Below are 18,823 nucleotides of genomic sequence, written 5' to 3' on the forward strand. Positions count from 1 at the left end.
CACTACCGGCTCCACGCCATCCATCCCGGGGGTTCGCACCCGCCGCTGCGCGATGCTGGGGTTCACGCGAGCCGGCCAGCGGCCGGCACTACCGGCTCCACGCCATCCATCCCGGGGGTTCGCACCCGCCGCTGCGCGATGGCGGGGTTCACGCGAGCCGGCCAGCGGGCGGCACTACCGGCTCCACGCCATCCATCCCGGGGGTTCACACCCGCCGCTGCGCGATGCCGGGGTTCACGCGAGCCGGCCAGCGGCCGGCACTACCGGAGTCCGGGGCGCCCCCGATGCGGCGGCTCGGGAAACTTGAATCGGGCATTTGGCTGATCTTAAGGTAGGAAAAGTCTGAATGGGGGCAGCGATTTCGTGTAGGATGGGTCAATCCCTTGTCGCGTCAGGCGGGACGGGGGGATGGCTGAATAAACCAGCTATCGCTTTTTCGGTAAAACACGAGTATCGTCCCCCACACTGTGTTTGCTAGGGTCACCGTGAATCGTGGCCTGGTGCAGTTGATCTCACGATCTGCTCATCGATCCGCTTTACCAACGCCTGCAACTCAGTCTCGGCGCCCACAATGGGCAGCCGCGATTATTTCAACTATTGTTTCAGGAGTTTGTACATGTCTGATCGTCAGAGCGGCACCGTCAAGTGGTTCAACGATGCCAAGGGCTTCGGCTTCATCACCCCGGAAAGCGGCCCGGACCTGTTCGTGCATTTCCGCGCCATCCAGGGCACCGGCTTCAAGTCGCTGCAGGAAGGCCAGAAGGTGACCTTCGTCGCCGTGCAGGGCCAGAAGGGCATGCAGGCTGACCAGGTGCAGGCGGTCTAATCGACCCCCCGCTACCGTCAGGTTGCATTGAAACGCCGGAAGCGAAAGCTTCCGGCGTTTTTATTTGGGTCATCCGCGGCATTCAACGACATCCTCGCGGCATGGCGCCGGTTACGATGACGCTTTGAACCTGCGGACGCGTCGATGATCAAAGTGCACCACCTGGACCACTCGCGCTCGCTGCGCGTGCTGTGGATGCTCGAAGAGCTGGGCTTGCCGTACCAGATCGTCACCTATCAGCGCGATCCCAAGACCTGGCTGGCCCCGCAGGCACTGCGCGAGGTCCACCCGCTGGGCAAGTCGCCGGTGCTGCAGGATGACGCGCTGGTGCTGGCCGAATCCGGGGCGATCCTGGACTACCTGGCCGACCGCTACGACAGCGGCCGCCAGCTCTCGCCCGAGCTGTTGCCCGCGCAGGCCGCCGAGCGGCTGCGCTACCGCTACTGGATGCACTACGCCGAAGGCTCGGCCATGCCGCCGCTGCTGCTGAGCCTGGTGTTCGCCCGCGTGCGCAAGGCGCCGATGCCGTTCTTTGCCCGGCCGATCGCGCGCGGCATCGCCGACAAGGTCATGAAGGGCTTCGTCGGGCCGCAGCTGAAACTGCACCTGGGCTGGATGGAGCGCGAACTGGGCGCTTGCCCGTGGTTTGCCGGCGAGCGCTTCACCGCAGCCGACATCCAGATGAGCTTCCCGATCCAGGCGGCGGCCTCGCGCGCCGGCAGCATGGACGCCTACCCCCGGCTGCAGGCCTTCCTGCAGCGCATCGAGCAGCGCCCCGCCTACCAGCGCGCCAGCGAACGCGGTGGGGCGCTCGACCTCGGCGCCGGCGCCGCCTGAGCTTGCAGGGGCGCCGTGGCGCCCCCATCTGGTGGGCATGAGTACCGACCCGCTGCGTTTCGACAACCGCTTCATCGGCGACCTTCCCGGCGATCCTGAAACCGGCGCGCGGGTGCGCGAGGTGCGCGGCGCGGCCTGGTCGTCGGTCCAGCCGACCCCGGTCGCCGATCCAACGTTGCTGGCACTGTCGCCTGCGCTGGTCGATCGGCTGGGCCTGGGGCCGGACCTCACCGACAGCGAGGCGTTCGCGCGCGTGTTCGGCGGCAATGCGCTCTATGCCGGCATGCAGCCCTGGGCGGCCAACTACGGCGGGCACCAGTTCGGCCATTGGGCCGGCCAGCTCGGCGATGGCCGGGCGATCTCCCTGGGCGAGCTGGTCACCGCCAATGGCGAACGCTGGGAACTGCAGCTCAAGGGCGCCGGTCGCACCCCGTACTCCCGCGGCGCCGACGGTCGCGCCGTGCTGCGTTCGTCGATCCGCGAGTTCCTGTGCAGCGAGGCGATGCACCACCTCGGCGTGCCCACCACGCGGGCGCTGAGCCTGGTCGGCAGCGGCGAGCCCGTGGTGCGCGACATGTTCTACGACGGCCATCCGCGCGCCGAGCCGGGCGCCATCGTCTGCCGCGTCGCACCCTCGTTCATCCGCTTCGGCAGCTTCGAACTGCCCGCCTCGCGTGGCGACATCGCGCTGCTGCGGCAGCTGGCCGACACCTGCATCGCGCGTGATTTCCCCGAACTGGCCGACGCCGGGCAGGCGCGCCATGCGCAGTGGTTCGCGCAGGTCTGCGAACGCACTGCGGTGATGGTGGCGCACTGGATGCGGGTCGGCTTCGTGCACGGGGTGATGAACACCGACAACATGTCCATCCTCGGCCTGACCATCGACTACGGCCCGTATGGCTGGGTGGAAGACTACGATCCGGACTGGACCCCCAACACCACCGACGCGCAGGGCCGCCGCTACCGCTTCGGTACCCAGCCGCAGGTGGCGTACTGGAACCTGACGCGGCTGGCGCAGGCGCTGGCGCCGTTGTTCCCCGACGTGGCGCCGCTGCAGGCAGGCCTGGACCGTTTCCAGGCGGTGCAGGCCGAGTGCGAGCGCCGCGACATCGCCGCCAAGTTCGGGCTCGCCGCGTGCGGGCCGGAGGACGTGGCGATGATGGCGGCCTGGCGCGAACGCCTGCAGGCGGGGCAGATGGACATGACCCTGGCCTTCCGCGGCCTGATGGCGCTGGACCCGGATGCGCCGGACCCGGCCGTGCTCGCCTCGTCCTTCTACAGCGCCGAACGCCAGCAGGCCGACGCGCCCGCGCTGCAGGCGTGGCTGCAGCAGTACGCCGCGCGGCTGCGCGCGGACCCGCTGGATGCAGCCGCGCGGCAGCGGCAGATGGGCGCGGCCAACCCGCTGTACGTGCTGCGCAACTGGCTGGCCCAGGAAGCCATCGAACGGGCCGAGCAGGGCGACCTTGGCGGGGTGCACGCCTTGCAGGCGGTGCTGCGCGATCCCTGCACGCCGCAGCCGGGGCGCGACCACTATGCCGGCAAGCGCCCGGCGTGGGCGCAGGACAAGGCCGGTTGCTCGATGCTGTCCTGCAGTTCCTGAGCGCGGCGGGCGGCGCTGCAACAGACCGTCCGCCCGCGCGTGAGCGGGCCGGTTGGCCGCGCGCGGTAAGCTATGCCACCCACTGTATTGCCGTGACCATGACCGATTCTTCCGCCCCCGTGCCCGCCTGGGCCGGTCGCCTGCGCGATGTCGCCGATTTCCCCAAGCCGGGCATCCTGTTCAAGGACATCATGCCGCTGCTCGCCCACGGCGAGGATTTCGCGGCCGCCATCGATGCCATGGTGGCGCCCTGGCGCGATGCCGGCCTGGTGGCGGTGATGGGCATCGAGTCGCGCGGGTTCATCCTGGGCGCGGCGATGGCCCGCGTGCTGGGCGTGGGCTTCGTGCCGGTGCGCAAGCCGGGCAAGCTGCCGGGCCGCACGCTCAAGCAGGACTACACGCTGGAATACCGCACCGACAGCATCGAAGTGCATGCCGACGCGCTGCCGCCCGGGGCCCGGGTGCTGGTGGTGGATGACGTGCTGGCCACCGGCGGCACGCTGCTGGCGGCATTGTCGCTGGCCCGCCAGCTGCAGGTGCAGGTGGTTGGCGCCGCGGTGCTGGTCGAGCTGGCCGGGTTGGGCGGGCGTGAGCGCTGGGATGCCGAGGTGCCGTTGCTGGCGAACCTGGTGTATTGAGTGCGGCTGGCCCGCTGACGGTTGCCACCCATGGGGTGGCACCGTCGCCGTGCCTTACATGCTGCGGACGCGGAAGCGACGGCCCTTGATCTTGCCCGCTTCCAGGCGCGCGATGGCACGGGCGGCATGCTCGCGCGCGATGGCCACGTACGAGCGCGTGGCATAGATGTCGATCTTGCCGATGACCTTGGCCGACAGCCCGGCGTCGCCGGTCAGCGCGCCGAGGATGTCGCCGGGGCGCAGCTTGTCGGTCTTGCCGCCGTCGATGCGCAGGGTTTCCATCGCCGCCTGCGGCAGCACGGCCGGGCGGGCGAGCGCCAGCGGGGTCTTCTGCCAGTCCAGCGGTTTGCCCTGCGCCGCTTCCAGCGCGTCGGCGCGGTTGCGCTCGCGGCCGGTCACCAGGCTGATCGCCAGGCCCGACGCGCCGGCACGCCCGGTGCGGCCCACGCGGTGCTCGTAGGTTTCGATGTCGGTGGGCAGCTCGTAGTTGATCACCGCCGCCAGGTCCTGCACGTCCAGCCCGCGCGCGGCCACGTCGCTGGCCACCAGCACGTTGCAGCTGCGGTTGGCGAAGCGCACCAGCACTTCGTCGCGGTCGCGCTGCTCCATCTCACCGTGCAGCGGCAGGGCGGAGAAGCCGAACTGCTGCAGCGAGTTGGCCACCTCGTCCACGTCGCGGCGGGTGTTGCAGAACACCACCGTCGACTCGGGGTTGTACTTGAGCAGCAGCCCGGCCAGCGCCTTCTGCTTGCTGGCCAGGTCGGTCTCGCAGAACAGGTGGCGGATCGCCGGCGCGTTGTCGGCGCCCTGCACGGTCACCTCGACCGGGTCGCGCAGCAGCTCGCGCGCGATCGCCCGGATCTCTTCGGGATAGGTGGCCGAGAACAGCAGCGTCTGCCGATCCTTGCTGGTGCGCCCGGCGATCTCGCGGATCGGCTCCTCGAAGCCCATGTCCAGCATGCGGTCCGCTTCGTCCAGCACCAGCGTGGTCACCCCGCCAAGCTTGAGCACGCGCTTGCGGCCCAGCTCCTGGATGCGCCCGGGCGTGCCCACCACCACGTGCGGATCGTGCGCTTCCAGCGAGGCCAGCTGCGGGCCCAGCGGCATGCCGCCGGTGAGCACCACCAGCTTGAGGTTGGGGATGCCGGTGGCCAGCTTGCGGATCTGCTTGCCCACCTGGTCGGCCAGTTCGCGGGTGGGGCACAGCACCAGGGCCTGGGCGCGGATCACCGCCGGGTCCAGGGCCTGCAGCAGGCCCAGCCCGAAGGCGGCGGTCTTGCCGCTGCCGGTGGGGGCCTGGGCGATCAGGTCGCGGCGCTCGAGGATGGCCGGCAGGCTCTGCGCCTGCACGGGGGTCATCTGGGTATAGCCCAGCGCGTCGATGCCCGCCGCCAGCGAGGCCGACAGGGGCAGTTCGGAGAATTCGTTCATGGCGCATTCTACCCGCTGCGTCGCCCGTCGGGCGTGTGCCGGTGCGGCTCAGGCCAGATCCAGCGCCTGCAGCCCCGCCATCAGCGCCGCGTGCTGGGCATGGCTGAACCCGCCCGGGCTGTCGCTGACATCCAGAATCAGCGTGTGGAACCACGGGTTGGGGTGGGCGGTGTCCTGCTCCCAGCGGACCACCACCTCCGGGCCCAGCACGCGCTGCAGCAGGTCGATCAGGTCGTCTTCGGCTTCATCGACGGCACCGTAGCGATCCAGCACCACGCGGTACGGGATGTGCAGACGACGGCGTTCAACGGGCGGGACCTGCTCACGCTTCATCGCCCCAGTGTGGCATGCGGCACGCGCTCACCCCAGCAGCGCGTGCACGCCCAGGTTGATGCCCAGGCCCCCGGCCAGCAACCAGCCAAACAGCAGCAGGGCCAGCAGCAGCGGCTTCATGCCGGCCTGGCGCAAGGCGGACACGTGGGTGGTCAAGCCCAGCGCCGCCATGGCCATGGCCAGCAGCACCGTGTCCACCTCGATGGCCAGCGCCACCCACCCGGCGGGCAGCAGATGCAACGAGTTGAACCCGGCCACCGCGACGAAGCCGAACGCGAACCACGGCACCACGATCTTCGCGCGTGCCGCCCCGGGCTGGGCGCGGCTGCCGCGGGCCAGCAGCAACGACAGCGCCACCAGGAACGGGGCCAGCATCATCACCCGCACCATCTTGGCGATCACCGCGGTGTCGGCGGCCCCTTCGCCGACCGCGCGTCCGGCCGCGACCACCTGCGCCACTTCGTGCACCGTCGAGCCGGTGAACACGCCATACAGTGGCTCGCTCATCGGCAGTACGCCATGGGCCAGGTTGAGCTGGTACAGCGCCGGGTACAGGAACATGCCCACGGTGCCGAACACCACAACCGTCGACACCGCCACGGTCACCTGTTCGGCCCGCCCGCGCACCACCGGCTCGGCCGCCATGACCGCGGCCGCGCCGCAGATCGCGCTGCCGGCACCGATCAGCAGGGCGCTCTCCCTGTCCATCCCGAACCAGCGCGTGCCGGCCCACCAGGCCAGCGCGAAGGTGCTGGTCAGCACCAGCGCATCGATCAGCACACCGCCCACGCCCACCTGGCCGATGTCCTGGAAGGTCAGGCGCAGGCCGTACAGCACGATGCCGGCGCGCAGCAGCCACTGCTTGGAAAAGCCCACGCCCGCCGCTGCCTGTGGTGCCAGGCGCGGGTACACGCTGTTGCCCAGCGCAATGCCGAGCACGATGGCCAGGGTGAGGGCACTGATCCCGTGCGCCTGCAGCCACGGCACGGTGGCAAGCGCCATCGCCGCCACGGCGACACCGCCTGCCAGCAGCAGGCCGGGCACGCGCCCACGCCAGCGTGCCACGGTGGTCGGGGAGGGCGAGGGGAGCACGGACACGTTCACGGGAAACTCCGCAGGGGGCGATTGGCCAGCGTGAAGAATCCGGCGTAACCTGTAAAACGCATTGTTTATGTGATTTCAACCGATTTTATGGGTTAATGCGGCCATGCGCATCAGCCTTCGCCAGTGGCAGATATTCGTGACCGTCGCCGAGCTGGGCACGACGGCCGCCGCCGGCGAGCGGCTGGCGTTGTCGCAGTCGGCCACCAGCGCGGCGCTCAACGAGCTGGAGGCGCAGCTGCCGTCGCTGCTTTTCGACCGTATTGGCCGCCGCCTGGTCCTCAACGCGCAGGGACGGGCGCTGCTCGACCCGGCGCGCGGGTTGCTGGCCGCCGCCGCCGACCTGGAGGCGATGGCCGGGGCGGGCCGCCCGGCGTCGGCCACCGGGGTACCGCTGCAGCTGCGCGTCGGCGCCAGCACCACCATCGGCAACTACCTGCTGCCCGCCCGGGTCGCGGCCCTGCTGGCCGACCAGCCGCACGTCGACGTGGACCTGCGCATCGGCAACAGCGCCGGTGTGGTCGCGGCGGTACAGCGGCTGGAGGTCGACCTGGGCCTGATCGAAGGCCCGTGCCACGAGAGCGGCCTGAACGTGCTGCCGTGGCGGCAGGATGCCCTGGTGATCGTGGCGGCCACCGGGTCCGCGCTGGGCGACCGCCCCGACCTTGCCGCGCTGTCGGCTGCGCGCTGGCTGCTGCGCGAGCCGGGCTCGGGCACCCGCGAGGCGGTGGAACAGGCGCTGCTGCCGCACCTGCACCACTTTGCCCGTGCCATGCAGCTGGGCAGCACCGAAGCCATCAAGCAGGCTGCCGTGGCCGGGCTGGGCGTGGCCTGCCTGCCGCGGCATGCGGTGGCCGACCTGGTGGCGCTGGGCCGCCTGCGCATCCTGGATACCCCGCTGCCGCCGCTGTCGCGCCAGTTGTGGGTGGTTCACCATCCCGGCAAGCATGTGCCACCGCCGCTGCGCGCCCTGTTGGGGCTGCCGGCGGACGCTTTCATGCCTGGTTGAGCGACGCCGCGCACCGCCACACCGTACAATGGCCGGATGCCTCTGATTACTCTGCAAAACGTCGACTTCAGCGTCGGCGGCCCCCTGTTGCTGGAAAAAGCCGAACTGTCGATCGAGCCGGGCGAGCGTATCGCCCTGATCGGGCGCAACGGCGCCGGCAAATCGACCCTGCTCAAGCTGCTGTCCGGCGACCACAAGCCCGACGACGGAGAAATCCGCATCCAGCAGGGGGTGCGCGTCACCCGCCTGGAGCAGGAAGTGCCGCACGGCGCGGCCGGCAGCGTCTTCGACGTGGTGGCCGACGGCCTGGGCGAGCTGGGCCAGTGGCTGGCCGAGTTCCATCATCTCAGCATGGCCGAGGATTTCGACGGTGATGCGCTGTCGGCCGTGCAGGCCAAGATCGATGCCGCCAACGGCTGGGGCCTGGACCAGCGCGTGAGCGAAACACTGACCAAGCTGGACCTGGACGGTGAAGCCGAGTTCGCGCGCCTGTCCGGCGGCATGAAGCGCCGCGTGCTGCTCGGCCGCGCGCTGGTGTCCTCGCCGGACCTGCTGCTGCTCGACGAGCCCACCAACCACCTGGACATCGAGGCCATCGACTGGCTGGAAATGTTCCTCAAGAACTGGAATGGCAGCGTGGTGTTCGTCACCCATGACCGCCGTTTCCTGCGCGCGCTGGCCACCCGCATCGTCGAGATCGACCGTGGCCAGGTCACCAGCTGGCCGGGCGACTGGGCCAACTACGAGCGCCGTCGCGAAGAACGCCTCAATGCGCAGGCGCAGGAAAACGCGCGCTTCGACAAGCTGCTGGCGCAGGAGGAAATCTGGATCCGGCAGGGCATCAAGGCCCGTCGTACCCGCGATGAAGGGCGCGTGCGCCGGCTCAAGGCGATGCGCAACGATCGTTCGCAGCGCCGCGAGCTGGGCGGCAACGTGCGCATGGAAGCGGCGCAGGCGGAGAATTCGGGCAAGAAGGTCATCGACGTCAAGGACATCTCCTTTGCGTTCGGCGAGCGCGCGATGGTCAAGGATTTCGAAACGGTCATCCTGCGCGGCGACCGCATCGGCCTGATCGGCCCCAACGGCAGTGGCAAGACCACGCTGCTGAAGCTGCTGCTGGGCGACCTGCAGCCGGACAGCGGTGAAGTGCGCGCCGGCACCAACCTGCAGATCGCCTACTTCGACCAGTACCGGTCGGTGCTGCGCGAGGACTGGACCGCGATCGAGAACGTGGCCGAGGGCCGCGATTTCATCGAGGTCAACGGCAAGCGCAAGCACGTGCACGCCTACCTGCAGGATTTCCTGTTCACCCCCGAGCGGGCGCGCGCGCCGATCACCCGCCTGTCCGGTGGCGAGCGCAACCGCCTGCTGCTGGCCAAGCTGTTCGCGCAGCCGTCCAACCTGCTGGTGATGGACGAACCGACCAACGACCTGGACGTGGAAACCCTGGAGCTGCTCGAAGAGCTGCTGGGCGACTACGCCGGCACCCTGCTGCTGGTCAGCCACGACCGTGACTTCCTGGACAACGTGGTCACCTCCACGATGGTGATGGAAGGGCAGGGCGTGGTGGGCGAGTACGTGGGTGGCTACAGCGACTGGCAGCGCCAGGCCGCGCGCGTGGCGGCCGCGATGGCCGCCGCCCCGGTTGCGGCGGCCAAGCCGGTAGCGGCGGTGGCCGCAGCCGCAGCCGCAGCGCCTGCCGCCAAGCGCAAGCTCAGCTTCAAGGACCAGCGCGAGCTGGAGCAGCTGCCGTTGAAGATCGAGACCCTGGAAAAGGACGTCGAAGGCCTGACCGCGGCGATGAACGACCCGGCCTTCTACCAGCGCAGCGCGCCCGACATGGCCGCCCACAACGCCAGGCTCGCCACGGTCCAGGCCGAGCTGGACGCGGCCTACGCGCGCTGGGAAGAACTGGACGCGTAATCCGCCGGGAGGGTAGAGCCACGCCATGCGTGGCTGCACACACCCAACGACCGGGGTAGGAGCCACGCCATGCGTGGCAGACACGTGGCGCCCGAGGGCGCCACGGTCATTTCAACCCGTGCAGGTCCCGCAACTGGCTCGGCCGCGAACCGAAATAGGCGGCCAGGTCGGCGATGTCCTGATCACTCAGGTCGGTCGCCTGCGGGGTCATCAACGCATGCTGGCGGTCGCCGGCCCGGTAGGCCTGCAACGCATGCGCCAGGTAGTCCCCGTACTGCCCGCCCAGTTTCGGGTAGGTCGGGTCGATCGGCTTGTTGCCGTCGGCGCCGTGGCAGTCGATGCAGCTCTGGCCGGTGGCCTTGCCCTTGACCTGGGCACGGGCTTCACCAGCCGCCAGGCGTCCGGCCGGCAGGCCGGCGGAGGAGCCGGACCCGTGCTCGCCACTGGCGTGGCCCGGATCGGCGGCGGAATCTGCGCTGTTTTCCACCTGCGACTGCGAACAGCCAGCCAGCAGCAGGGCAACGGACAGGGCGATGGCATAACGCGTGAACGGCGCGGCTTTCGTCATGAGCGGTGCTTATTTGGCGGTGGACAGGTAAACAGCGAGATCGGCGATCTCCTGTTCGCTGAAACTCATGGACTGCGCCTGCATCGTCGGATGCCTGCGCTTGCCCTGGCGATATTCGCTCAGCGCCTGGCTGAGGTACTGCTGGGTCTGCCCGCCAATCTTGGGCACCCGGTAGCTGGGATAGGCGTTCTTGTAGCCGGTGATGCCGTGGCACCCCTGGCAGGTGTAGGCCAGCACGCGACCATTGTCGTAGCTCCCGGTAAGGGGCGCGGGGGCGACGGCGGCAGGGGTGGAGGCGGGTGCGGCAGGTGCGGCGGGTACTGCTGGAGCAGTGGCGGCCTGTGCGGCGGCCCCGAAGGGCAGGAGGACGGCCAGAAGACAAGCGGCGAGCGGCTGCGGGCGCATGATGTCCTTTCCGGTGTACGGGTCTGGTCGTTCCGGCGTGGGGTACGGAACTGGCCCGAGTATAGCCTGCGTTTTCATCTAGCTGAAACCGGGCCCGGCCGGGGCGTCGCCGCAGGTCACCATGACCTTTGGGATATGGTGTGATCGTGACGTGGTGCATTACTTTGCTACCACACCTGCTTACGCATCCTTCAGGGACACGACGATGTCGCGAATTTCTTTCCTGCACGGCCGCACCGGAACCTGCGCCGCTGCCCTGCTCATCACCACGACCCTGCTGCTGAGCGGCTGCGGCGCCGGGGCCGGCACCGCCGATGCCCAGGCGGCGGAGAAGGACGCCAAGGCCGACAAGGCCGCCGAGGCGGTGCCGGTCGAGGCCGTGGCCGCTACCCGTCGCGCGGTCGCCGCCAGCTACACCGGCACCGCGGCGCTGGAGGCGCGTGCCGAATCGCAGGTGGTGGCCAAGACCTCCGGCGTGGCCCTGGCGGTGCTGGTCGAGGAAGGCCAGCCGGTCCGCGCCGGGCAGCCGCTGGTGCGCCTGGATCCGGATCGCGCGCGCCTGGCCGTGGCCCAGAGCGAGGCGGTCATGCGCAAGCTGGAAAACAACTACCAGCGCGCCCAGAAGCTGATCGGCCAGCAGATGGTGAGTGCCGCCGACGTCGACCAGATCAAGTACGACCTGGAAAACGCACGCGCGCAGTACCGCCTGGCCACCCTGGAGCTGTCCTACACCACGGTGGTCGCGCCGATCTCCGGGGTGATCGCCTCGCGCTCGATCAAGACCGGCAACTTCGTGCAGATCAACACGCCGATCTTCCGCATCGTCGACAACTCGCGCCTGGAAGCCACCCTCAACGTGCCCGAGCGCGAACTGGCCACGCTGCGCGCCGGGCAACCGGTCACGCTGGTGGCCGATGCGCTGCCGGGCAAGTCCTTCCCCGGCGTGGTGGACCGCATCTCCCCGGTGGTGGATGCCGGCAGCGGCACCTTCCGCGTGGTCAGCGGCTTCGGCGAAGACGCGCAGGGACTGCAGCCGGGCATGTTCGGCCGCATCCGCATCGACTATGACCAGCGCGCCGACGCGCTGGTGGTGCCGCGCCTGGCGCTGCTCGATGACGGCGACCCGGCGGTGTTCCGCGTGCGTGCCGGCAAGGTCGCGCGCGTGCCGGTGAAGCTCGGCTATGCCGAAGGCCCGTGGGTGGAGATCCGCGACGGCCTGGCCCCGGGCGACCAGGTGGTCACCGCCGGCAAGGTGGCGCTGCGCGATGGCACCGCCGTGCAGGTGATCGGCGCCAAGCCGGCGACCGCCGCGGCGGCCACGCCGAACGCGAAGAAGGCGGAGAGCCGTCAATGAGTGCGGCCGGCAACGACCACGGCAACGACCCGCACCCGGGCGATCACGCCGGTGCACCCGGCGGCGGCCTGGTGGCCTTCGCCACCCGCCGCCGCGTCACCATCGCCATGTGCACGGTGACGCTGATGCTGTTCGGCTTCATCGCCCTGGGCAACCTCAAGGTCAACCTGCTGCCCGACCTGAGCTATCCCACGCTCACCGTGCGCACCGAGTACACCGGTGCGGCGCCGACGGAAATCGAAACCCTGATCAGCGAACCGGTCGAAGAGGCCGTGGGCGTGGTCAAGAACCTGCGCAAGCTCAAGTCGGTCTCGCGCACCGGGCAGAGCGATGTGGTGCTCGAGTTTGCCTGGGGCACCAACATGGACCAGGCCAGCCTGGAGGTGCGCGACAAGATGGAAGCGCTGAACCTGCCACTGGAGGCCAAGGCCCCGGTGCTGCTGCGCTTCAATCCGTCCACCGAGCCGATCATGCGCCTGGTGATCTCGGCCAAGGCCGATGCGGCCACCGATGCCGATGCGGTGCGCCAGCTCACCGAGCTGCGCCGCTATGCCGACGAAGACCTGAAGAAGAAGCTGGAGCCGGTGGCCGGCGTGGCCGCGGTCAAGGTCGGCGGTGGCCTGGAAGACGAAATCCAGGTGGACATCGACCAGCAGAAGCTGGCCCAGCTCAACCTGCCCATCGACAACGTCATCAAGCGGCTCAAGGAAGAGAACATCAACATCTCCGGCGGCCGCCTGGAGGAGGGTTCGCAGCGCTTCCTGGTGCGCACCGTCAACCAGTTCGCCGACCTGGAGGACATCCGCAACCTGCTGGTGACCACCCAGGGCAGCAACGGCAGCGCCGCCGACGCGGCGATGCAGCAGATGTTCGCCATCGCCGCCTCCACCGGCTCCGATGCCGCGGTGGCCGCCGCCTCGGCCGCACAGAGCGCGTCCAGCAGCAGCTCGTCCAGCATCGCCAACGGCCTGCCGGTGCGGCTCAAGGACGTGGCCACGGTGCGCCAGGGCTACAAGGAGCGCGAGGCGATCATCCGCCTTGGCGGGCGCGAGGCGGTGGAGCTGGCGATCTACAAGGAGGGCGATGCCAACACGGTCGCCACCGCGGCCGCGCTGCGCGCCCGGCTGGCGCAGATCAAGGCGCAGATTCCCGGTGACGCCGAACTGACCACCATCGAAGACCAGTCGCGCTTCATCGAACACGCCATCAGCGACGTCAAGAAGGATGCGGTGATCGGCGGCCTGCTGGCGATCCTGATCATCTTCCTGTTCCTGCGCGATGGCTGGAGCACGTTCGTGATCAGCCTGTCGTTGCCGGTATCGATCATCACCACCTTCTTCTTCATGGGCCAGATGGGCCTGAGCCTGAATGTCATGTCGCTCGGTGGCCTGGCGCTGGCCACCGGCCTGGTGGTGGACGACTCCATCGTGGTGCTGGAGAGCATCGCCAAGGCGCGCGAGCGCGGCCTGGGCGTCCTGCAGGCGGCCATCGCCGGCACCCGCGAAGTGAGCATGGCCGTGGTCGCCTCCACGCTGACCACGATCGCGGTGTTCCTGCCGCTGGTGTTCGTGGACGGCATTGCCGGGCAGCTGTTCCGTGACCAGGCCTTGACCGTGGCGATCGCCATCGCGATCTCGCTGCTGGTGTCCATGACCCTCATCCCGATGCTGAGCTCGCTCAAGGGCCAGCCGCCGCTGGCCTTCCCCGAAGAGCCGGAACAGGCCACCTGGCAGCCGTCGCAGCGCTGGCTCAAGCCGGTGGCCGGTGGCCGTCGTGGGGTGGGGGCGCTGGTGCGCTGGAGCTGCTTCGGCCTGGCCTGGCTGGTCATCCGCGTCTGGCGCGGGCTGGTGGCCGTGGTCGGCCCGGTGATGCGCAAGGCCAGTGACGTGGCGATGAAGCCCTATGCCGGTGCCGAGCGCGGTTACCTCAAGCTGCTGCCGGGCGCGCTGCACCACCCGGGCAAGGTGCTCGGCCTGGCCGCGCTGGCCTTCGTGGCCAGCCTGGCGCTGGTGCCGATGCTGGGCGCGGACCTGATCCCGCAGCTGGCCCAGGATCGTTTCGAGATGACCGCCAAGCTGCCGGCCGGCACGCCGCTCAAGCAGACCGATGCGCTGGTCCGCGAGCTGCAGCTGGCGCATGCCAAGGACGGCCAGATCGCCTCGTTGTACGGCGTCAGCGGCAGCGGCACGCGGCTGGATGCCAGTCCCACCGAAAGCGGCGAGAACATCGGCAAGCTCACCGTGGTGATGGCCGATGGCGGCAGCGCACGCACCGAAGAGGCGATCACCGAGCGCCTGCGCGGCACGATGCAGCAGCATCCCGGCGTGCAGGTGGATTTCGCGCGGCCGGCGTTGTTCAGTTTCTCCACGCCGCTTGAAGTGGAACTGCGCGGCCAGGACATGGCCACGCTGGAGCGCGCCGGCCAGGCGCTGGCGGCCATGCTGCGCAACAACCCGCACTACGCCGACGTCAAATCCACGGTGGAAGAGGGCTTCCCGGAGATCCAGATCCGCTTCGACCAGGAACGCGCCGGTGCGCTGGGCCTGACCACGCGCCAGATCGCCGACGTGGTGGTCAAGAAGGTGCGCGGCGACGTGGCCACCCGCTACAGCTTCCGCGACCGCAAGATCGACGTGCTGGTGCGTGCCCAGGAAGGCGACCGCGCCAGCGTGGACAGCATCCGCCGGCTCATCGTCAATCCCGGCAGCAGCCGGCCGGTCACGCTGGATGCGGTGGCCGAGGTGGTGGCCACCAACGGCCCCAGCGAGATCCATCGCGCCGACCAGACCCGCGTGGCCGTGGTCTCGGCCAACCTGCGCGACATCGACCTGGGCGGTGCGGTGCGCGAGGTGCAGGCCATGGTGGCCCAGGACCCGCTGGGTGCCGGGGTGGGCATGCACATCGGCGGGCAGGGCGAGGAGCTGGCCGAGTCGGCGCGTTCGCTGATCTTCGCCTTCGGCCTGGCCATCTTCCTGGTCTACCTGGTGATGGCCTCGCAGTTCGAATCGCTGCTGCACCCGTTCGTCATCCTGTTCACCATCCCGCTGGCCCTGGTCGGCGCCATCCTGGCGCTGACCCTGACCGGCAAGCCGATCTCGGTGGTGGTGTTCATCGGGCTGATCCTGCTGGTGGGGCTGGTCACCAAGAACGCCATCATCCTCATCGACAAGGTCAACCAGCTGCGCGAGGCCGGCGTGGCCAAGCGCGAGGCGCTGGTGGAAGGCGCGCGCTCGCGCCTGCGCCCGATCATCATGACCACCCTGTGCACCCTGTTCGGCTTCCTGCCGCTGGCGGTGGCGATGGGCGAGGGCGCCGAAGTGCGCGCGCCGATGGCCATCACCGTGATCGGTGGCCTGCTGGTGTCCACCCTGCTCACGCTGGTGGTCATTCCGGTGGTATATGACCTGCTCGACCGCCGCGGCGATGCGTACTACCGCGAGCGTGGCCGCAAGCATGCCGGGCACGTTGTGCCCGGTGGCGCCGGCGCGGTCCCCGGCACCGGCAGCGCGCAGGAGCCGGCATGAGCGTCGCCGAGTTCTCCATCCGCCGCCCCATCACCACCATCATGTGCTTCATTTCACTGGTGGTGGTGGGCCTGATCGCCTCGTTCCGGCTGCCGCTGGAGGCGCTGCCGGACATCTCCGCACCGTTCCTGTTCGTGCAGGTGCCCTACACCGGCTCCACGCCTGAAGAGGTCGAGCGCAACATCATCCGGCCCACCGAGGAAGCGCTGGCCACGATGACCGGGATCAAGCGCATGCGCTCCTCGGCCACCTCCGAAGGCGCCAGCATCTTCATCGAGTTCACCGACTGGGATCGCGACATCGCCATCGCGGCCTCGGACGCGCGCGAGCGCATCGATGCGATCCGTACCGACCTGCCCGACGACCTGCAGCGCTACAGCGTGTTCAAGTGGTCCAGCAGCGATGATCCGGTGCTGAAGGTGCGCCTGGCCAGCACCAGCGACCTGACCGGCGCGTACGACATGCTCGACCGCGAGTTCAAGCGGCGCATCGAACGCATCCCCGGCGTGGCCCGGGTCAACATCTCCGGCGCGCCGCCCAACGAAGTCGAGATCGCGATCAGCCCGGACCGGCTGACCGCGCACAACCTGAGCATCAACGAGCTCAGCGAACGCCTGCGCACGCTCAACTTCTCGATCTCCGCCGGACAGATCGACGACAACGGCCAGCGCGTGCGCATCCAGCCGGTCGGCGAGATCACCGACCTGCAGGAGCTGCGCGACCTGGTCATCGACACCAAGGGCCTGCGCCTGGGCGACATCGCCGAGATCCGGCTCAAGCCCAGCCGCATGAACTATGGCCGCCGCCTGGACGGCAACCCGGCCGTGGGCCTGGACATCTACAAGGAGCGCAGCGCCAACCTGGTGGAGGTCTCGCGCGCGGCGCTGGCCGAAGTGGAGGCCATCCGCAAGCAGCCCTCGATGCGGGATGTGCAGGTCAAGGTCATCGACAACCAGGGCAAGATGGTCACCTCCTCGCTGCTGGAGCTGGCCGAGGCCGGCGCGGTGGGCCTGGTGCTGTCCATCACGGTGCTGTTCTTCTTCCTGCGCCACTGGCCGTCCACGTTGATGGTCACCCTGGCCATCCCGATCTGCTTCGTGGTCACCCTGGGCTTCATGTACTTCGTCGGCGTCACCCTCAACATCCTCACCATGATGGGCCTGCTGCTGGCCGTGGGCATGCTGGTGGACAACGCGGTGGTGGTGGTGGAGAGCATCTACCAGGAACGCGAGCGCATGCCGGACCAGCCGGTCCTGGCCTCGATCCTGGGCACCCGCCACGTGGCCATCGCGCTGAGTGCCGGCACCCTGTGCCACTGCATCGTGTTCGTGCCGAACCTGTTCGGTGAGACCAACAACATCAGCATCTTCATGTCGCAGATCGCGATCACCATCTCGGTGTCGCTGCTGGCGTCCTGGCTGGTGGCCGTCAGCCTGATCCCCATGCTGTCCGCGCGCATGCAGACACCCAAGCTGGTGCACGCCGAGTCCGGCGTGATCGCCCGGCTGCAGCGGCGCTATGCCCAGCTGCTGCAATGGACGCTGGAGCACCGCGGATGGAGCGTGCTGGGCATCCTGCTGGTGGTGCTGATCAGCCTGGTGCCGATGAAGCTGACCAAGATCGACATGTTCGGGGGCGAAGGCGGCCACGAGGTGTTCATCGGCTACAACTGGAAGGGGGCCTTCACCTACGGCCAGATGTCCGAGGAAGTCGCGCGTGTGGAGCACTACCTGGAAGCGCACCGCGAGGCCCTGCACATCACCCAGGTCTACTCCTGGTACAGCGAGCAGGAAGGCAGCAGCACCATCGTGACCTTCGACGAAAAGCACGCCGACAACATGCCCGCCGTACAGGAGGCGCTGCGCAAGGGCCTGCCGCGCTCGGCGCGTGCCGACTACATCGTGGGCAACCAGGGCGGCGACGGCGGTGGCGGCGGGGCCGGCAACCAGTCGGTGCAGGTGCAGCTCGTCGGCGACTCCAGCAAGATGCTGCAGGAGATCGGCGAGGAAGTGCTGCCGCTGCTGGCCCGGCGCAAGGAACTGCGCGACGTGCGCATCGACAACGGCGAGAAGGGCAGCGAGCTGGCCATCCACGTCGATCGGGAGCGCGCGGCCGCCTTCGGTTTCAACGCCGAACAGGTGGCCAGCTTCGTCGGCCTGGCCCTGCGCGGCGCGCCGCTGCGCGAGTTCCGGCGCGGCGACAGCGAAGTGCCGGTGTGGGTGCGTTTCGCCGGCGCCGAGCAGAGCAGCCCGGAAGACATGGCCAGCTTCACCGTGCGCACGGGGGATGGGCGTTCGGTCCCGCTGTTGAGCCTGGTGGATGTGTCGATCAAGCCGTCGGCCACGCAGATCGGCCGCACCAACCGCCAGACCACGCTGACCATCAAGGCCAACCTGGCCGAGAAGATCACCGCGCCGGAAGCGCGCAAGGCCATGGAGGAGATCCTCAAGCCGATGAGCTTCCCGGCCGGCTACACCTTCACCTTCGATGGTGGCGACTACGGCGACGACAACGAAGCGATGCAGCAGATGATGTTCAACCTGCTCATCGCGCTGGTGATGATCTACGTGGTGATGGCTGCGGTGTTCGAGTCGATGCTGTTCCCGGCGGCGATCATGAGCGGGGTACTGTTCTCGATCTTCGGGGTGTTCTGGCTGTTCTGGCTCACCGGCACCTCGTTCGGGATCATGTCCTTCATCGGCATCCTGGTGTTGATGGGCGTGGTGGTGAACAACGGCATCGTGATGATCGAGCACATCAACAACCTGCGCCGTCGCGGCATGGGGCGCACGCAGGCGCTGGTGGAGGGCTCACGCGAGCGCCTGCGCCCGATCATGATGACCATGGGCACCGCGATCCTGGCCATGGTGCCGATCTCGCTCACCGACACCCAGCTGCTGGGCAACGGCCCGCCCTACTATCCGATGGCGCGCGCGATCGCTGGCGGGCTGGCGTTCTCCACGGTGGTCAGCCTGCTGTTCCTGCCGACCATCTACGCGATGCTCGATGACATGAGCACGGCGGTGTCGCGGATCATCCGGCGCGCGCGTGGCCGCGGCGTGGATGCTCCGGTGGTCGAGCCGGGCGCAGAATCGGTTTGAGGGTGGATGGAGGCCCGTTGGGCGGGCCTCCTTTTTTCGCGGACCGCATCCACGCATGGCGTGGATCTACAGGCGGGTATGGGCGCCATCCACCCATGGCGTGGATCTGCACGTGGGGCGGTAGTGCCGGCCGCTGGCCGGCTCACGAGATACCCCCCATGTCGGGAGCC

The 18,823-nt window shown here is 68.9% G+C and carries 14 protein-coding genes; 9 read left to right on the plus strand and 5 right to left on the minus strand.

Annotation, left to right across the window (positions count from 1 at the left end):
* Positions 1-616: 616 nt before the first annotated feature.
* The 4 genes from RSA25_RS14145 to RSA25_RS14160 all read left to right on the plus strand — a co-directional run bounded on the left by RSA25_RS14145 (position 617) and on the right by RSA25_RS14160 (position 3,904).
* Positions 617-826, plus strand: coding sequence for a cold-shock protein (locus tag RSA25_RS14145; RefSeq protein WP_006451993.1), 210 nt, complete (start codon positions 617-619; stop codon positions 824-826).
* Positions 827-970: 144 nt separating this feature from the next.
* Positions 971-1,663, plus strand: a complete 693-nt coding sequence (locus RSA25_RS14150; protein ID WP_332809492.1) for a glutathione S-transferase — start codon at positions 971-973, stop codon at positions 1,661-1,663.
* 37 nt (positions 1,664-1,700) lie between these two features.
* On the plus strand, positions 1,701-3,266 hold the full coding sequence (locus tag RSA25_RS14155) for a YdiU family protein (RefSeq protein WP_332809493.1): 1,566 nt from the start codon (positions 1,701-1,703) through the stop codon (positions 3,264-3,266).
* A 98-nt stretch (positions 3,267-3,364) separates the two neighbouring features.
* Positions 3,365-3,904, plus strand: a complete 540-nt coding sequence (locus RSA25_RS14160) for an adenine phosphoribosyltransferase (protein ID WP_332809494.1) — start codon at positions 3,365-3,367, stop codon at positions 3,902-3,904.
* Positions 3,905-3,958: 54 nt separating this feature from the next.
* Here the strand turns inward: RSA25_RS14160 and dbpA are convergent, their stop codons facing one another.
* The 3 genes from dbpA to RSA25_RS14175 are packed head-to-tail and all read right to left on the minus strand — an operon-like array spanning position 3,959 to position 6,772.
* Positions 3,959-5,335, minus strand: coding sequence for an ATP-dependent RNA helicase DbpA (gene dbpA / locus RSA25_RS14165; RefSeq protein ID WP_332809495.1), 1,377 nt, complete (start codon positions 5,333-5,335; stop codon positions 3,959-3,961).
* A 48-nt stretch (positions 5,336-5,383) separates the two neighbouring features.
* Entirely contained in the window at positions 5,384-5,668 is a 285-nt protein-coding gene (locus tag RSA25_RS14170; protein ID WP_332809496.1) for a hypothetical protein, read from the minus strand.
* 27 nt (positions 5,669-5,695) lie between these two features.
* Positions 5,696-6,772 carry a YeiH family protein gene (locus RSA25_RS14175; protein WP_332809497.1) on the minus strand — a complete coding sequence of 359 codons (1,077 nt, stop codon included), beginning with the start codon at positions 6,770-6,772 and terminating at the stop codon, positions 5,696-5,698.
* 103 nt (positions 6,773-6,875) lie between these two features.
* Between RSA25_RS14175 and RSA25_RS14180 the strand changes: the two genes are divergently transcribed.
* Positions 6,876-7,778 (plus strand): LysR family transcriptional regulator, encoded by a 903-nt coding sequence (locus RSA25_RS14180; RefSeq protein ID WP_332809498.1) that lies wholly within the window; start codon positions 6,876-6,878, stop codon positions 7,776-7,778.
* A gap of 36 nt (positions 7,779-7,814) precedes the next feature.
* Positions 7,815-9,701 carry an ATP-binding cassette domain-containing protein gene (locus RSA25_RS14185; protein ID WP_332809499.1) on the plus strand — a complete coding sequence of 629 codons (1,887 nt, stop codon included), beginning with the start codon at positions 7,815-7,817 and terminating at the stop codon, positions 9,699-9,701.
* Between the two features lie 106 nt (positions 9,702-9,807).
* Here the strand turns inward: RSA25_RS14185 and RSA25_RS14190 are convergent, their stop codons facing one another.
* Both RSA25_RS14190 and RSA25_RS14195 read right to left on the minus strand, forming a co-directional pair.
* On the minus strand, positions 9,808-10,269 hold the full coding sequence (locus tag RSA25_RS14190) for a cytochrome c (RefSeq protein WP_332809500.1): 462 nt from the start codon (positions 10,267-10,269) through the stop codon (positions 9,808-9,810).
* 9 nt (positions 10,270-10,278) lie between these two features.
* Positions 10,279-10,674, minus strand: coding sequence for a c-type cytochrome (locus tag RSA25_RS14195; protein WP_332809501.1), 396 nt, complete (start codon positions 10,672-10,674; stop codon positions 10,279-10,281).
* 205 nt (positions 10,675-10,879) lie between these two features.
* Here RSA25_RS14195 and RSA25_RS14200 point away from each other — a divergent pair, with 205 nt between their 5' ends.
* The 3 genes from RSA25_RS14200 to RSA25_RS14210 are packed head-to-tail and all read left to right on the plus strand — an operon-like array spanning position 10,880 to position 18,653.
* Positions 10,880-12,028, plus strand: coding sequence for an efflux RND transporter periplasmic adaptor subunit (locus RSA25_RS14200; RefSeq protein WP_332809502.1), 1,149 nt, complete (start codon positions 10,880-10,882; stop codon positions 12,026-12,028).
* Entirely contained in the window at positions 12,025-15,552 is a 3,528-nt protein-coding gene (locus tag RSA25_RS14205; protein WP_332809503.1) for an efflux RND transporter permease subunit, read from the plus strand. Before RSA25_RS14200 ends, RSA25_RS14205 begins: the two co-directional genes overlap by 4 nt.
* On the plus strand, positions 15,549-18,653 hold the full coding sequence (locus tag RSA25_RS14210) for an efflux RND transporter permease subunit (RefSeq protein WP_332809504.1): 3,105 nt from the start codon (positions 15,549-15,551) through the stop codon (positions 18,651-18,653). The genes RSA25_RS14205 and RSA25_RS14210 overlap by 4 nt, the downstream gene beginning before the upstream one ends.
* The last annotated feature ends 170 nt before the right edge of the window (positions 18,654-18,823 follow it).

The organism is Stenotrophomonas sp., from assembly GCF_036662295.1.
Classification (GTDB): Bacteria; Pseudomonadota; Gammaproteobacteria; order Xanthomonadales; family Xanthomonadaceae; genus Stenotrophomonas.

Coding starts and splice junctions, on each gene's coding strand:
- RSA25_RS14145 (WP_006451993.1), top strand. CDS start 617: ATGTCTGATCGTCAGAGCGGCACCGTCAAGTGGTTCAACGATGCCAAG.
- RSA25_RS14150 (WP_332809492.1), top strand. CDS start 971: ATGATCAAAGTGCACCACCTGGACCACTCGCGCTCGCTGCGCGTGCTG.
- RSA25_RS14155 (WP_332809493.1), top strand. CDS start 1,701: ATGAGTACCGACCCGCTGCGTTTCGACAACCGCTTCATCGGCGACCTT.
- RSA25_RS14160 (WP_332809494.1), top strand. CDS start 3,365: ATGACCGATTCTTCCGCCCCCGTGCCCGCCTGGGCCGGTCGCCTGCGC.
- dbpA (WP_332809495.1), bottom strand. CDS start 5,335: ATGAACGAATTCTCCGAACTGCCCCTGTCGGCCTCGCTGGCGGCGGGC.
- RSA25_RS14170 (WP_332809496.1), bottom strand. CDS start 5,668: ATGAAGCGTGAGCAGGTCCCGCCCGTTGAACGCCGTCGTCTGCACATC.
- RSA25_RS14180 (WP_332809498.1), top strand. CDS start 6,876: ATGCGCATCAGCCTTCGCCAGTGGCAGATATTCGTGACCGTCGCCGAG.
- RSA25_RS14185 (WP_332809499.1), top strand. CDS start 7,815: ATGCCTCTGATTACTCTGCAAAACGTCGACTTCAGCGTCGGCGGCCCC.
- RSA25_RS14190 (WP_332809500.1), bottom strand. CDS start 10,269: ATGACGAAAGCCGCGCCGTTCACGCGTTATGCCATCGCCCTGTCCGTT.
- RSA25_RS14195 (WP_332809501.1), bottom strand. CDS start 10,674: ATGCGCCCGCAGCCGCTCGCCGCTTGTCTTCTGGCCGTCCTCCTGCCC.
- RSA25_RS14200 (WP_332809502.1), top strand. CDS start 10,880: ATGTCGCGAATTTCTTTCCTGCACGGCCGCACCGGAACCTGCGCCGCT.
- RSA25_RS14205 (WP_332809503.1), top strand. CDS start 12,025: ATGAGTGCGGCCGGCAACGACCACGGCAACGACCCGCACCCGGGCGAT.
- RSA25_RS14210 (WP_332809504.1), top strand. CDS start 15,549: ATGAGCGTCGCCGAGTTCTCCATCCGCCGCCCCATCACCACCATCATG.